Annotated in this window: 12 protein-coding genes; 6 read left to right on the forward strand and 6 right to left on the reverse strand. The window is 70.0% G+C overall.

Annotated features, from left to right (window positions below):
* Window positions 1-49: 49 nt before the first annotated feature.
* The gene (locus AQJ67_RS47625) at window positions 50-436 is read right to left on the reverse strand and encodes a hypothetical protein (protein WP_159058763.1); all 387 of its coding nucleotides are present in this window, start codon (window positions 434-436) and stop codon (window positions 50-52) included.
* Window positions 437-464: 28 nt separating this feature from the next.
* Between AQJ67_RS47625 and AQJ67_RS50185 the strand changes: the two genes are divergently transcribed.
* Complete coding sequence (locus AQJ67_RS50185; protein ID WP_279616885.1) at window positions 465-587, forward strand: hypothetical protein; 123 nt, start codon at window positions 465-467, stop codon at window positions 585-587.
* Window positions 588-721: 134 nt separating this feature from the next.
* Here the strand turns inward: AQJ67_RS50185 and AQJ67_RS12665 are convergent, their stop codons facing one another.
* The 3 genes from AQJ67_RS12665 to AQJ67_RS12675 all read right to left on the reverse strand — a co-directional run bounded on the left by AQJ67_RS12665 (window position 722) and on the right by AQJ67_RS12675 (window position 4,294).
* A complete protein-coding gene (locus AQJ67_RS12665) occupies window positions 722-1,669 on the reverse strand; it encodes an N-acetylmuramoyl-L-alanine amidase (protein WP_062718641.1) in 948 nt (315 codons plus the stop codon).
* A 64-nt stretch (window positions 1,670-1,733) separates the two neighbouring features.
* Complete coding sequence (locus tag AQJ67_RS12670; protein WP_062718642.1) at window positions 1,734-2,384, reverse strand: class I SAM-dependent methyltransferase; 651 nt, start codon at window positions 2,382-2,384, stop codon at window positions 1,734-1,736.
* Between the two features lie 167 nt (window positions 2,385-2,551).
* Window positions 2,552-4,294 (reverse strand): MFS transporter, encoded by a 1,743-nt coding sequence (locus tag AQJ67_RS12675; RefSeq protein WP_062718643.1) that lies wholly within the window; start codon window positions 4,292-4,294, stop codon window positions 2,552-2,554.
* 191 nt (window positions 4,295-4,485) lie between these two features.
* Here AQJ67_RS12675 and AQJ67_RS12680 point away from each other — a divergent pair, with 191 nt between their 5' ends.
* Window positions 4,486-5,916 carry an MFS transporter gene (locus AQJ67_RS12680; RefSeq protein ID WP_079055931.1) on the forward strand — a complete coding sequence of 477 codons (1,431 nt, stop codon included), beginning with the start codon at window positions 4,486-4,488 and terminating at the stop codon, window positions 5,914-5,916.
* A gap of 70 nt (window positions 5,917-5,986) precedes the next feature.
* On the opposite strand, the gene AQJ67_RS12685 is transcribed toward AQJ67_RS12680, so the two are convergent.
* Window positions 5,987-6,619, reverse strand: a complete 633-nt coding sequence (locus AQJ67_RS12685) for a response regulator transcription factor (protein WP_062718645.1) — start codon at window positions 6,617-6,619, stop codon at window positions 5,987-5,989.
* A 65-nt stretch (window positions 6,620-6,684) separates the two neighbouring features.
* Window positions 6,685-10,335: a LamG-like jellyroll fold domain-containing protein gene (locus tag AQJ67_RS12690; protein WP_062718647.1), complete on the reverse strand. Its 3,651-nt coding sequence runs from the start codon at window positions 10,333-10,335 to the stop codon at window positions 6,685-6,687.
* Between the two features lie 402 nt (window positions 10,336-10,737).
* On the opposite strand from AQJ67_RS12690, the gene AQJ67_RS12695 reads away from it, so the two are divergent.
* The 4 genes from AQJ67_RS12695 (at window position 10,738) to AQJ67_RS12710 (ending at window position 15,004) form a co-directional block, all read left to right on the forward strand.
* Window positions 10,738-11,751, forward strand: a complete 1,014-nt coding sequence (locus AQJ67_RS12695) for a LacI family DNA-binding transcriptional regulator (protein ID WP_062718648.1) — start codon at window positions 10,738-10,740, stop codon at window positions 11,749-11,751.
* 180 nt (window positions 11,752-11,931) lie between these two features.
* Window positions 11,932-13,179, forward strand: coding sequence for a sugar ABC transporter substrate-binding protein (locus AQJ67_RS12700; protein WP_062718650.1), 1,248 nt, complete (start codon window positions 11,932-11,934; stop codon window positions 13,177-13,179).
* Between the two features lie 20 nt (window positions 13,180-13,199).
* Window positions 13,200-14,183, forward strand: coding sequence for a carbohydrate ABC transporter permease (locus tag AQJ67_RS12705; RefSeq protein WP_062718652.1), 984 nt, complete (start codon window positions 13,200-13,202; stop codon window positions 14,181-14,183).
* Window positions 14,180-15,004, forward strand: coding sequence for a carbohydrate ABC transporter permease (locus tag AQJ67_RS12710; RefSeq protein ID WP_062718654.1), 825 nt, complete (start codon window positions 14,180-14,182; stop codon window positions 15,002-15,004). The genes AQJ67_RS12705 and AQJ67_RS12710 overlap by 4 nt, the downstream gene beginning before the upstream one ends.
* Window positions 15,005-15,032 lie beyond the last annotated feature (28 nt).

Consider the following 15,032-nt stretch of genomic DNA (forward strand, 5'->3'; position numbering starts at 1 on the left):
GCGTCCGGCGAGCCGCTTCGTCAAGGGCTGAACGTGACTCGAGAGTCGGCTATCGCTGGCTGTACTTGAAGCAGACGCCGATTGGCTTGTAGGCCGTCTTGTTCTTCTGGAAGGTGTGCCACCCGCCTACGGCGAGCAGGCCCTGAACGTCGAACTTCTTCCCGGAGTACTTCACGTAGCCGGTGAGCGTGCCGTGCTTGCCGCGAGGCACTTCCTTGGAGCCGCTCACGGTGATGCTTCGGGACTTTGTCACATCCCAGCCGACACCCCCGCTGATGACCTTCGCCGAAGCCTCGATGTGTTTCGAGAGTACCGAGCCTGTGGATCGGGTCTCATCTATGCGCAGGGTCATCTTGCCCTGGCCTGAGGCTATTGCGATGGGCTCCTTGCCGCATTTAGTCCCGATTGGGCGGACGTTAGTCAGCCTCTTCATCATGTAGCCACCTCCGATCCGAGGTGTCTCCATGCTCGCGATATTGGAGTTGGTCGTGCTCGAGGCGGCCTGTGCCGAGGCGCCCACGCTGAGCAGGCTCATGGACAAGGCGACAACGGTGGCCCCGCGCTGGACTGAGTGGAGCTTCAAATGATCCCCCATGATCATAAAAGAGAAGGCTTCGATCGCCTCCGGTCGAAGCTAGTCGATCAAGGGGGTGGGTGCTGCTGCAATCATTTTGAGGTAGATTTGAGCGTGTGCATGACGAATCTCGGTGGTTTGAACTTCTTACCTTTCCAGGAAGTTCGCGATTCCCTCAGAGATCCCTTGCGCCGCCTTCTGCCGCCAGGCGCCACTGGTGAGCAACGCCGCGTCCTTGCTATCGCGCATGTTGCCGCACTCGATGAACACCTTGGGAACCGTTGACAGATTGAGACCGCCCAGGTCCTCACGCGTGACGAGACCGGTGCCGTCGCCGACGTAGTTGGAGGGTGCGCTGCCCGTGACGCGAACGAAGGAGCCCGCGATGCGCTCGCCGAGGTCGCGGGAGGGGGTGACGATGGGCTCTGTGTTGGCGGCACCCGCGTTCACCTTGCCGGGGAGGATGACGTGGAAGCCGCGTTGGCCGGTGCCGGCTCCGTCGGCGTGGATGGAGACGACGGCGTCGGCGTGCGCCTTGTTGCCGATCTGGGCGCGTTCGTCCACGCACGGGCCCCACGAGCGGTCGCCGTCCTGGGTGAACTCGACCGTGGCGCCCTGCTTTTCCAGCAGGGTGCGCATGCGGTGCGCGACGTCGAGGGTGAACTTGGCCTCGGTGTAGCCGTCGTTCGTCGAAGTCCCTGTCGTGTCGCACTCCTTCCAGTTCGTGCCGATGTTCACCTTGCGGTTGATTTCGGCCGTGTGCTGGAAGTTGTTCGGGTTGTGGCCGGGGTCGATGACGACGACCTTGCCCTTGAGGGGGCCGGAGGTGGTCGTGGACTCCGGGGTGGGAGTGGGCCCCGGGGGCTTGTCGTCGTTCGTGGCGGAAATGGTCGGCGCCGTGTTCGACGGCGACGAGGGCGACAGCCGTACGGCCGCGTTGCCCGAGCTGCCGCCGTCGCCGGGACTGCTCACGGCCTCGTACACCACCCAGCCGAGCAGGGCCCCGGGTACCAGCGCGGCGAGCGCGACGGTCAGGGTTCGGCGGCGGTTGCGGCGGGGCTGGGGAGGATCGAAGTCCGGGCCTACGTACGACACGCCTGCCACCTTACGGGCCGACCAGGGCCCGCGCTGGGAAGGCACGGTCGAGCCGGTTCCGAGTTCAGACCCCAGTCCCCGTCCGCCGCAGCACGCGCAGCGACTCCGTAACGGACACCTCGGTGAACGCGCCGGACTCCAGCGCCCGCAGGTACACGCGGTAGGGGGCCTGGCCCGTGAACTCGTCCGCCGGGTCCGGGAACACGTCGTGGATGACGAGCAGGCCGCCCTCGGCGACGTGCGGGGCCCAGCCCTCGTAGTCGGCGGTGGCGTGTTCGTCGGTGTGGCCGCCGTCGATGAAGACCAGGCCGAGCGGGGTGCCCCAGACCTTCGCGACCTGCGGGGAGCGGCCGACCAGGGCGACGACGTGCTCCTCCAGGCCCGCCCCGTGCAGGGTGCGGCGGAACGTCGGCAGCGTGTCCATCAGGCCGATCTCGGGGTCGACCGTCTCCGGGTCGTGGTACTCCCAGCCAGGCTGCTGCTCCTCGCTGCCGCGGTGGTGGTCGACCGTGAGGGCCGTCACCCCGGCCGCGCGGGCGGCGTCGGCGAGCAGGATCGTGGAGCGGCCGCAGTAGGTGCCGACCTCCAGGAGGGGGAGGCCGAGGCGCCCGGCCTCGACCGCCGCCGCGTACAGGGCCAGCCCCTCGTCCACCGGCATGAAGCCCTTCGCCGCCTCGAACGCGGCCAGGATCTCGGGCTTGGGGGACGGGGCCATGGGGTCCCTTTCGGTCGTACGGGTGTGTGGGCGCCCATGGTGCACCACCCCCCGTCAACTCGTGACGGGGGGTGCGGCAGCGCACCCAAAGGGGCGCGGGGAACTACGCGACAAACCACGACGCACCCGCAGCCGCCAGACAACACATCGCGGCACCCCCTTGGGCGCTACGCAGTCACACTGGCACCAGGCAACGCCAGATCCACATCCACCGCGCTGTCATCGCCCGCATGCGTCGCCGAAGAGGCCAGCGGCCCGTGGCCCTCGGCCCGCGCTGCCAGGACGTACGCGCCCTGCGTAGGGACGGTGAGTGCATAACTGCCGTCATCCTCGGAGAGCGTCGCGCCGGCCTGGCGGCCGCGGCGGTCGATCAGGGTGACCTTGGCGCGGGCGACCGGCGTGCCCTCGGCGTCCAGGACGCGGCCGCGGAAGCCGCGCAGGGCCTGCTCGGCGCGTTCCAGGTTGGCGTCCTCCTCGCTGCTGGCGCGCAGCTGGGGGTGGGCGGAGGCGGGGCGCTGCTTCGGGAGGAAGAGGGCCAGGAGCAGGCCTACGGCGACCGCCGCCGTCGCGATCAGGAAGGACACCCGGAAGCCGTGCATGGTCGGGATCTCGACGCCGCCGACGTCGTTCGCGGTGTTCGCCAGCACCATGCCGATGACGGCGCTGGAGACCGACGTACCGATGGAGCGCATCAGCGTGTTGAGGCCGTTCGCCGCGCCCGTCTCCGAGGCCGGGACCGCGCCGACGATCAGGGCGGGCAGGGAGGAGTAGGCGAGGCCGATGCCGGCGCCGAGGACCACCGAGATGACCAGGCTCTGCCAGGGGGCGCTCATCAGGCCGAGGCCGGCGCCGTAGCCGATCGCGATGATCAGCATGCCGAGGATGAGGGTGGTCTTGGGGCCGTACTTGGCGGAGAGCCGGGCGTACACGGGGGCCGTGAACATCATCGTCAGACCGAGCGGGGCGACCAGGAGGCCCGCGACGACCATCGACTGGCCGAGGCCGTAGCCGGTCTCCTTCGGGAGCTGGAGCAGCTGGGGGAGGACGAGGGAGACGACGTAGAAGCTGACGCCGACCATGATCGAGGCCAGGTTGGTGAAGAGGACGGCCGGGCGGGCCGTGGTGCGCAGGTCGACCAGCGGGGCCTTCGTGCGCAGCTCGTAGCCGCCCCAGAGGAGGAGGACCGCGGCCGACGCGGCGAACAGGCCCAGCGTGAGGCCCGACGTCCAGCCCCAGTCGCTGCCCTTGGTGATGGGCAGGAGGAAGAGGACGAGGCCGGCGGAGAGGCCGAGCGCGCCGAGCAGGTCGAAGGTGCCTTCCGCGCGGACCTCGGACTCCGGTACGACGAGGAGGGTGAGGGCGATGGCGAGCACGCCGAGGCCGGCGGCGCCGTAGTAGAGGGCGTGCCAGTCGGCGTTCTGGGCGACCAGGGCCGCGGCGGGCAGGGCGAGGCCGCCGCCGACGCCGATGGAGGAGCTCATCAGGGCCATCGCCGAGCCGAGCTTCTCGCGGGGCAGCATGTCGCGCATCAGGCCGATGCCGAGCGGGATCGCGCCCATCGCGAAGCCCTGGAGGGTGCGGCCGACGATCATGGGGATCAGATCGCTGGTGACCGCGCTGACCAGCGCGCCGAGCACCATGACGGCCAGGCTGGATATCAGCATGCGCCGCTTGCCGTACAGGTCGCCGAGGCGGCCCATGATCGGGGTGGCGACGGCGCCGGAGAGCAGGGTGGAGGTCAGGACCCAGGTGGCGTTGCTGGGCGCGGTGCTCAGCAGCTGCGGCAGGTCCTTGATGACCGGGACGAGCAGGGTCTGCATTACCGCGACAACGATGCCCGCGAAGGCGAGGACCGGGACGAGGGGGCCGGTCGCTCTGCCGGTGGGCTGGTCGTTCGTCGTTTGTGTCATGTGAGGGACCAACCTGGTGTGCCTGGGCAACTATTCCGATGCTTTGGCCAGCTAACGATTTCTTGACCTTCTCTTGGGAAAAGGGGCGAGGTGGCGTGGACGGGGGCGACCGGGGACCGCGGGCCTAGGTCGATCGGCGGCGGAGGACCTGGGTCCAATTCCTGATGCCAGGAGCGTCGGTCGTTGAGAACATGACACTCATGCTCGGAGCCGCTGACGCCACCGCCCGCCTGTCCCGCCGTACCGCGCCCCCTGCCTGGCTGGTGGTGGCGCTCGCCTGCGCCGGACAGTTCCTGGTCGTGCTCGACGTGTCCGTCGTGAACGTGGCGCTGCCCTCGATGCGGGCCGATCTGGGGATGAGCGCGCAGGGCCTGCAGTGGGTCGTCAACGCCTACGCCATCGCCTTCGCCGGGTTCATGCTGCTCGGCGGGCGGGCCGGGGACCTGTACGGCCGTAAGCGGATGTTCCTCGTCGGGCTCGCCGTGTTCACGCTGGCCTCGCTGGCGGGCGGGCTGGCCCAGCAGGACTGGCAGCTGCTGCTCGCACGGGCCGTGCAGGGGCTCGGCGCGGCGGTGTTGGCGCCCTCGACGCTGACGATCGTCACGGCGGCGGTGCCGGAGGGCGCGGCGCGGGCGCGGGCCATAGGCACCTGGACGGCCGTCGGCGCGGGCGGCGGTGCGGCGGGCGGGCTCGTCGGCGGGGTGCTGGTGGACGTGCTGTCGTGGCGCTGGGTGCTGCTGATCAACGTGCCGGTGGGCGCGGTCGTGCTGGCCGGTTCGCTGCTGTGGCTCGTGGACAGCCGGGCCGGGGACGGGCGGCGGCTGGACCTGCCGGGCGCGGTGCTGGTGACGGCGGGGCTGGCGACGCTGGCGTACGGCATCTCGCAGACGGAGGCGTCGGGCTGGACGGCGACGGCCACGGTCGTGCCGCTGCTCGCGGGGCTCGCCCTGATCGGCGTCTTCGTCCTCGTGGAGTCGCGTACGGCGGCTCCGCTGATGCCGCTCGGGCTGTTCCGGGTGCGGGCGGTGTCGTCGGCGAACGCGGCGATGTTCCTGTGCGGGTCGGCGATGTTCTGCATGTGGTTCTTCATGACGCTGTACGCGCAGAACGTGCTCGGCTACACCCCGCTGGAGGCCGGCCTGGCCCTCGTGCCGAGCTCGCTGGCCGTGCTCCTCGGCTCCAAGCTCGCGCCCCGGCTCATGCCGCGGACGGGCACCCGCACGGTCGCGGTCGCCGGCACGCTCGTGGCCGTCGTCGGCTTCGGCTGGCAGTCGACGCTGAGCGTCACGGGCGGATACGTCACCTCGATCATGGTGCCGGGCATCCTCATGATGCTCGGCGCGGGCCTCGCGGCGACCCCGCTCGCGGCGCTGGCCACGTCCGGGGCGGAAGCGGGGGAGGCCGGGCTGGTCTCGGGGCTGGTCAACACCTCCCGCACGATGGGCGGTTCCCTGGGCCTCGCGGTCCTGTCGACGCTGGCGGCGGCCCGCACGGGCGGCACGGCGACGCCGGAGGCGCTGACGGAGGGGTATGCGCTGGCGTTCCGGGCGGGGGCGTGGGTGCTGGGCGGGGGAGTGGTGCTGATGCTGGTGTGGCTGCCGCGCAGGCCTGCCGGCCACTGACCCCGCCCTGCTACAGCCACCCCTGCTGACCCCTGCCCTGCCGGAGCCACCCCTGCTGGCCCCCGCCCTTCTACAGCCACCCCTGCTGACGCGCCTCCCGTAGTGCCTCCATGCGGTTGCGGGTGCCCGTCTTGCCGATGGCGGAGGAGAGGTAGTTGCGGACCGTGGACTCCGACAGGTGCAGCCTGGTCGCGATGTCGGCGACCGTCGCGCCGTCCGTCGAGGCGGTGAGGACGTCGCACTCGCGGGCGGTGAGCGGACTGGGCCCGGCGCTCAGAGCGGCCGCGGCGAGGGCCGGATCGATCACCGTCTCGCCGGTCAGTACGCGGCGGACGGCGGCGGCCAGTTCCTCCACGGGGCCGTCCTTGACCAGGAAACCGGCGGCGCCGGCCTCCATGGCCCGGCGCAGATAGCCCGGGCGGCCGAACGTCGTCAGGATCAGCACGCGGCAGTCGGGAACCTGGTCGCGCAGCTCGGCCGCGGCGTCCAGCCCGCTGCGGCCGGGAAGTTCGATGTCGAGGAGGGCCACGTCCGGGCGGTGGACGAGAGCGGCGTCCACGATCAGGTCCCCGGCCGACACCTGCGCCACGACCTCGATGTCCGGCTCCATCCCGAGGAGTAAGGCGAGAGCGCCGCGCATCATGCCCTGGTCCTCGGCGAGCAGAACCCGGATGGACTTGGCGGGACGGTGATCCCGGGGCATCTCGTTCACGGCCCAAGAGTAGGACGCGGGGCGCCCCGCGGAGCGCCCCGCCGGTGGTCAGCTACTCAGCGCACCTCCCGTGCGTACTGCGCCACCGTGATCCGGTCGATCAGCGGGGCGTAGCGCGAGCGCAGCAGCACTCCCGGGAAGGTGTCCGAGGCGTAGGTCGTGCCGTCGAAGTTCGGCAGTTCCTCGGAGCGGAAGGCGATCGTGTTCTGTCCCTTCTTCAGCTGGACCGGGACGGTCAGCTCCCAGAAGTCGTTCTGGTGGAAGGTGTGCGGGAAGCCGACCCGCTGGATCGCGCCGCCGTTGACGCTGATGTCGGCGTGACGGGCGAGCGGGTCCGGGTTGTAGTGGGTGGCCTCGGACTGCTCGGGGTTGGAGTAGCGGACGCGCAGCGCGTAGAGGCCGGGCTTGTCCGCGGTGACGGTGAAGGTCGCGGTGTTGCCGTTGCCCGGGGCGCCGCCGATGCCGGTGATCGCCGTACCGTCGGTGGCGAGTGACAGCGTCGCGAGCGTCGCCGTACCGGCGAGTGCCGCGTCCTGTGCCTCGTACGTCCGCGCCGGCAGCGCGTCCTCGGTGGGTGTGACCGTCAGGCGGTCGACGAGCGTCGGGGCCGAACCGCCGGTCACCGTCACCTTGTTGACGCCGCCCGAGAGGGAGACCGCCACCGCACGCCGGTCCTTGGACAGCCGTAGCACCTCATGTCCGTTGACCGAGACCCGGCCGTCGGCGCCGCCGAGGGTGTCGACCCTGAGGGTGGCCTCGCGGTCGGCGGGGGAGTAGACCCAGAACGTGGCCGTCTGGTTCTTGGCGAGCCGGGCCGCGCCCGATCCGGTGGCCGCCCGCTTCGGCAGGTCGTAGAGCGGCCGTGCACCGCCGCCCAGCCAGGCCAGTTCGCCCTCGTACACCTGCGTGCCGGCCGAGGCGTCGGGAAGCGCGAGGGTGAGGCGGTCGACGATGGCGTCGCCCTTGGTGGCGCGCTTGCCGTCGGCGCTCCGCGCGGCGAGGGTCAGGGTGTGCTCGCCCTTGGTGAGGTGGACCTTGGTGTCGGTGTGGTCCCACACCACCCACTTGTAGCCGAGCGGCAGGTACAGCTCCTGCTCGCTGTCCGCCTTGCCGTCCACGCGCAGGAAGACGTTGGTCGGACCCTGCTCCTTCACCTTGTCGAAGGTGTTGAGGGAGTTGGCGAAGACGCTCAGGTCGTAGGTGCCCTCCTCCGGCACGTCCACCGTGAAGTCGAGCGTGACGTCCGAGCCGGTGCGCAGGCCGCCCACGTCGTGGCCGCCGGAGGTGTAGAACTTGGACACGTCGCGCGGCGATCCCTCCGGCCCGTTCTTCGAGTACCCGGACCCGGTGTGGGCGGCGTCCTCCGCCTCGTACGAACCCTGCCAGCGCACGGGCGCGGTCTGCGTGCCCTTCGCCTTCCCGGCCGGGCTGAGGACGATCTCGTACGCCGAGGACTCCTTCAGCTCCGGCAGCGCGCCGTCGCCGAAGTCGACGACCACCTTGCCGTCGTCACCGACCTTCAGATTCGTCTCCGTGAGCAGCTTCGGGCCGGAGTTGTCGCCGACCTGCCCGCTCCAGTCGATCTCCTTCACCCAGGCGTGGACGCTGTCCCCGAAGACCTTCCTGGGGACGTGGTCGAAGATGATGTGGCCCTTGCCGTTGGAGCCGCCGAAGACCAGCCGGGACTGCTTCTTCCTCGTGTCGAGCGTGGCCACGCCCTGCATGGTGTAGTTCTCGCCCGGGAACGGCGGGTCGACCTCCACCGTGTGCCCGCTCATCGAGGCGTACGCGTTCAGCAGCCACCACTGGCCGTTGCCCCGGTTGGACTGCACCGCGGAGTCGGAGAGGTTGCCGTCGATGTTCCAGTACGCGATGTCGGCGTCCACCTTGGACTCCTCGATCGCGGAGACCCACTGGATCATCTGGCCGGGGACGGAGGTGTGGTAGTTGAAGGCGTACTCGTTGATGTTGACGGGGAGTTGGGTTCCTTCGCGGGCGGTGCCCTTGAACAGGTCCTGCTCCCAGGCCCGGTACTTGGCCACGCTCTGGCGCACCGCCTCCGGGTGGCTCAGTTCGTGCCAGGTGATGACGTCGGGCAGGGTGCCGGCGGCCAGGGCGTGGGTGAGGAAGCCCTGCACCTGGTCGTACAGGACGCTGGTGTTGGGCCCGGCGATACGGGCGTCGGGCATCCTGCCCTTGATGAGCTTGTACGCGGAGTCCCAGGCGGCGAAGTAGTCGTCGGGGTCGTTCAGCCAGCTGACCTTGTCGTAGCTCCACTCGCCGGTGCCGAACATGTTGCCCTCGGGCTCGTTGAACGGCACGAAGACGATGTTGTCCTGGTACTCCGTCGGCAGCTTCAGCACCTGGTCGACCTGCGTCGCGATCTTCTCCTCGTAGAGCTTGAGCTTCTCTGCGGGAGTGCTGCCCGGCCACTCGTACGGGAAGCCGCGGTGGATGTCGGTCATGTAGATGTACACGTCGCCGTCGGTGGAGTCGGCCAGCGGCCTGACCACCTCCAGCGCGTCGGCCCCCGGGTGCTGGGGGCCGTCCTGGGCCTTGGTGGAGACCGTGCGCAGGCCCATGCCCTCGATGAGGTTGTTGGTGGGGACGTCCGGTCCGTACACGCCGTAGAGGGTGCCGGAGGCACCGCCGTGGAACGCGCCGGTGTCGGAGCCGAGGTCGACGGTGAGCTGTCCCTCGCGGACCACGGTCACGGTCGCCTTCACCTCGCGCCCGGCCGCCGTGCCCGCCACCGTGAAGCTTCCCGGCCGGTCGTACTTCTCGGCCGGTACGGCGTCCCAGACGATCCGCGTGTCACGGTCGTAGCCGTCGGAGTAGGTGGAGCGGACCGCCGCGGGGAGGGACGGGGCGGTGCCGGTGGTGGTGCGGACCTCGAAGGACGTCTGCGAGAGCTGCTGGAGGGTGGGCACGGTCGCGACGGTACCGGCCACCTGCTCGGCGCTGAGCGCCGCGTGCCACACGGTGAAGTCGTCGATCGCGCCCTTGAGCAGGGGGTCCGGCCAGAAGGACTTGCCGATGTAGCCGGCGGCCGTCGCCGAAGTGCTCAGCAGGTCCCTGGCCTTGACGGTCGTAGCCGCCGAGGAGACCGCCACACCGTCGAGGTAGGTGGTCACGCGTCCGGCGGCGGTGTCGAGGGTGACGGTGACCGTCCGCCACCGGTCGGCGGGGAGCGGGGCGTACCCGGAGACCTGCGCCTCGGCGCCGCCTCCGCCGGTGGTCACGGCCGTGCGCAGGACCCCGCCGTTGGACGGGGTGGTGAAGAGGTACTTCGTGGTGTCGGTGCCCAGGTCGAAGATCCGCTGCCAGGCCGACTTGTCATCGCTCCACTTCACCCGGGCGGAGACCGTCAGGTCGCTCGCGTCCGCGAGCACCTCGCGGGGCAGCCGGACGTACGCGCCGGTGGAGGTGGGCGCCCCGCCGGGCAGGGCGAGCGCCTTGCCGCCGTCCGCGCCCACGACGGACTGCGCGGTGGACTGGTTCACCAGGGCCGCCGTCAGACCGTTGCCGGAACTGTCGGTGATCTTTCCGGAGGCGAGATCGTCCTGGTCGAAGGTGTAGTGGGCGACGGGCTGGGGCACCTCGGCCGCCTGCGCGGGCACGGCCGGCGCGGCCAGCAGGCCGGCGCCGAGGGCCAGCGCCACGGCGGCCGGGGCCCGGCGCGGGGCTGATCTGTCAGCGGATGGCATGGATCGCGTCCTCAATCCTGAAGTCTCGGTACATCGAACCGGTTCGATCGAAGCGTGGGGCAGCGGGAAACTCGCGTGACTGACGGGGATGGCGGCTCAGCGGCTCCAAGGAAGGCACGGAACCGGCGTCGGGTCGTCGGAAGGATCTGTTCATCGAACCGGTTCGGGGAAGCTAGCACCGGGAAACCGGGGCAGCAATCCCCTCGACCCGAAGAAATCCGGCGTTCTGTCGAGCGTGGATGTGCTGCCGAGGGTGTTGACAGGCGTCCGGTCTGTTCCTACTTTCACTTCAAGCGAACCGGTTCGACAGCCGGACGTCGCCTCTCTTCACCGTTCCCAGCCGCACGCGACCGGCGCTATGTTCCTCCCGGAGCAGCGAACCGGTTCGAGCAAGGAGTTCCCGTGAACATCGGTGAGATCGCCAAGCGGGCCGGTGTCTCGCGGAGCACCGTGTCCTACGCATTGAGCGGCAAGCGCTCGGTGTCGGAGGAGACCCGTCGCAAGATCCAGCGGGTCATCGACGAGCTGGGCTATCGGCCCAACGCCAGCGCGCGTGCCCTGGCCAACGGGCGGACCAGCACGATCGGCCTGGTGTTCCCGCCGGCCGGGAACCACTACACGGGGATGCAGCTGGACTTCATCGGCAGTGTGGTGGAGGCCGCAGCGGCCTTCGACTACGACGTCCTGCTCTCCCCGAGCGGTGTGGACAGCGACCGCTCGTTCCAGCGGCTGCTGGGGGAGCGGCGGGTCGACGGCGCGATCCTGATGGAGATCAGACTGGAGGACGACCGGGCCGCTCACCTGGCCGAGCTGGACTTCCCCGCCGTCGCCATCGGCCGCACCGCCCACCCGGAGCGCGGCTGGTGGGTCGGCCTGGACCACACCGCGCTGACCGCGGCGTGTGTGCACCACCTGGCGGATCTGGGCCATCGCCGGATCGCCTTCGTCAACCGGCCCGAGCAACTGCTGCGGACGGGGTACGAGTCCGCGCACCGCGGCCTGGACGGCTTCACCAAGGCCGCGGCCGAGCGTGGGCTGACCGTACGCACGTACTGCTGTGGGGACGACGCGGCCTCCGGGCAGGCGTGTCTGGCGCGGATCCTGCACGACGATCCCGCCACCACGGCCCTGGTCACCCTGAACGAGGCCGCTCTGGGCGGGTTGTACCGGGGGCTCGCCCAGGCGGGTCGCCATGTGCCGCGCGACTTCTCCGTCACGGGTGTCGTCGCCGGCCGGTGGGCGGAGACGGTGACCCCGCAGCTCACCGCGGCGGACGTGCCGGCGGAGGAGCTGGGCCGGCTCGCCGTCGACCTGCTGGTGGAACGGCTCGACCATCCCGACGCGCCGCCCCGGCACCACCTCCTCACCCCGCCCATCTCCCTGCGGGCCAGCACCGGTCCCTGCACAGCCTCCTGACCACAACCGCCTGGTTCACCTCACCTCACTTCACTTCACCTCAGCGCACTTCACCTCACCGGACGCACGAACGCTCACCGTGCCGTTCGCCGTGCCCGCCTGCGCCCGCCACCCCGTGCCTCGGCACCCGCATGCCCAGAACACCGGCACCCGCATGCCCAGAACAAAGGAACCCTCGCGATGAACAGCTCCTCCAGACAGCGCCGTCTGACCGGCGTGGCCGTCACCGCGCTCGCCGTGGCCGTCACCGCCACCGCCTGCTCCTCCGGCTCCGGCGGCAGCGCCGCCCAGGGCGCCGACAGCGGCACGTACACCGTCTGGGACCCGTACCCGCAGTTCGACAAGACCTCGGACTGGGCGAAGCTGCTGGACGAGTGCGGCACCAAGGCCGGTGTGAAGGTCAAGCGGACCGCCTTCGACACCAGCGACCTGGGCAACAAGACACTGCTGGCGGCGCAGCAGGGCAACTCGCCGGACGTCCTCGTCGTCGACAACCCGGTGGTGTCGACCCTGGCCGAGGCGGGCGTGCTCACCACGACCGACGACAACAAGCTGGACACCTCCAAGGTGGACCCCAACCTGCTCGCGGCCGGCCAGTCGGGCGGCAAGACGTACGGCACGCCGATCGGCGCCAACACCCTCGCCCTCTACTACAACAAGGACGTCCTGAAGGCGGCCGGCGTGGACGCCGCCTCCATCAAGGACTGGAAGTCGCTGACGGCGGCCCTCGCGAAGGTGAAGAAAGCCGGCAAGAAGGGCATCACCTTCTCCGCGATCGGTACCGAGGAGGGCAGCTTCCAGTTCCTGCCGTGGTTCTGGGGTTCGGGTGCCGAGCTGACCGAACTCGACTCCGCCCAGGCCGCCTCCGCCCTCTCCCTGTGGAAGGACTGGCTGCAGAACGGCTACGCCCCCAACTCGGTGCTCAACAACACCCAGACGACCAGCTGGCAGGAGTTCGCCGGCGGTGACTACGCGTTCGGCGAGAACGGCACCTGGCAGCTCGCCAACGCGAAGAAGACCGGCTTCGACTACGGGGTACTGCCCATCCCCGCCGCCACGAGCGGCAACGCGGCGGCCCCCACCGGCGGCGAGTTCGTCACCGTCCCGGTCCAGGAGGACTCCGGCCGCTACGCCACCTCCCAGAAGCTGGTCACCTGCCTGACCAGCGGCGAGAACCTCTACACCACCGACACCACGCTCTCCTACGTAGCCCCCACCAGCGAGGTCCAGGACAAGCAGGTGGCCGCGAACGCCGACCTCAAGCCGTGGGTCGACGCGGTCAAGGCGGCCAAGGGCCGTACCAGCGACGACCTCGGCACCAAGTACCCGAAGATCTCCGAGCAGATGTGGAGAGCCGTCCAGTCCGCCCTCAGTGGCTCCAAGTCGCCCGAGGACGCGCTGTCCGAGGCCCAGTCCGCAGCCAAGTGACCCGACCGCAAGGGTCGTTGATGCACCACACGACACAGCTCCCGGACCATCGGTCCGCGGCCGTCCGGACCGGGGCGGCCACCGCCGCCCCGCCACCGGCCCGCAGCGGGAAGCGCCGCCGTCCGACCTCCACCCAGTGGGCCGCCTGGGCATTCCTCGCCCCGGTGACCCTCTACCTCGCCCTCTTCTACGCCTATCCGCTCTACCGCAACCTCGACCTGAGCCTGCGCGACTACACCGTCCGCTCCTTCGTCCAGGGCGACGCACCGTTCACCGGCCTGGCCAACTACCGCAAGATCCTCGACGACCCGACCTTCGCACCGGCCCTGCTGCACACCGTGGTCTTCACCGCCGTGTGCCTGCTCTTCCAGTACGCCGTCGGGCTCGCCCTCGCGGTCTTCTTCCACCAGAACTTCCGGCTCTCGGCCACGCTGCGCGCCCTGTTCCTGGTCCCGTGGCTGCTGCCGCTGATCGTCTCGGCCTCCACCTGGTCGTGGATGCTCAACAGCGACTCCGGCGTCGTCAACGCCCTGTTGAGCGCCCTCGGATTCGACCCGGTGAACTGGCTGACCTCGCCGTCCTGGTCACTGACCTCGGTGACCGTCGCGAACATCTGGATCGGCGTCCCCTTCAACCTGGTCGTGCTCTACAGCGGCCTCCAGTCCATCCCGGCCTCGCTGTACGAGGCGGCCGCCCTCGACGGCGCGAACGCATGGCAGAGGTTCTGGCGGATCACCTTCCCGCTGCTGCGCCCGGTGTCCGCGATCACCCTGCTGCTGGGGCTCGTCTACACCCTCAAGGTCTTCGACATCATCTGGATCATGACCAAGGGCGGCCCGGCCGACTCCTCCACCACCTTCGCCACCTGGTCCTACCAGCTCGGCTTCGGCAACCTCCTGCCCGCCTTCGGCCCCGGAGCGGCAGTCGGCAACCTGCTCGTCGTCGCCGCCCTGGTCTTCGGCCTGGTCTACGTCCGGGCGCAGAGAAAGCAGGCGCTGTCATGAGCCGAACCCGTGGGCGTACGCGGGGGAAGACCACGATCGGCGTCCTGCTGACCGCGATCATGCTCTTCCCGGTCTACTGGATGCTCAACGTGTCCCTCACCCGCGACCAGGACATGCGCAAGAGCCCACCGGACCTGTTCCCCACCCATGGCACCCTGGCCGGCTATCGCACGGTCCTCGACGAGCAGTTGCCCTACCTCGGCACCAGCCTCGTCATCGGCCTCGGCACCGTCGTCCTCACCGTGGCCCTGGCCGCACCGGCCGGCTACGCCCTGGCCAAGCTGCGCCCGCGCGGCGGCGGCGTCCTGAGCTTCGTCCTGCTGGCGGCCCAGATGATCCCCGGCATCATCATGGCGATGGGCTTCTACGCCATCTACCTCCAACTCGGCCTGCTCCAGTCCGTCCCCGGCCTGATCGTCGCCGACTCCACCCTGGCCGTCCCGTTCGCGGTGCTGATCTTCACGGCGTTCATGTCCGGCATCCCCGGCGAACTGCTCCAGGCCGCGCAGATGGACGGCGCACAGGCCCTGCGCACCTTCTGGTCCGTCGTCCTGCCGATGAGCCGCAACGCCGTCGTCACGGTGTCCCTGTTCGCCTTCCTGTGGTCCTGGTCCGACTTCGTCTTCGCGAGCACCCTCGTCAACGGCGGCGCCCACGAGCCGATCACCCTCGGCATCTACCACTACATCGGCAACAACAACCAGGAGTGGAACGCCGTCATGGCCACCGCCGTAGTGGCCTCGCTGCCCGCCGCGGTCATCCTCGTCCTCGCCCAGCGCTACGTCGCCGCCGGCGTGACCGCCGGTGCCGTGAAGGACTGAGCCCCCACCCCCCTGCTCCAGAAACGAG

It is taken from the genome of Streptomyces caeruleatus (genome assembly GCF_001514235.1).
Lineage (GTDB): Bacteria > Actinomycetota > Actinomycetes > Streptomycetales > Streptomycetaceae > Streptomyces > Streptomyces caeruleatus.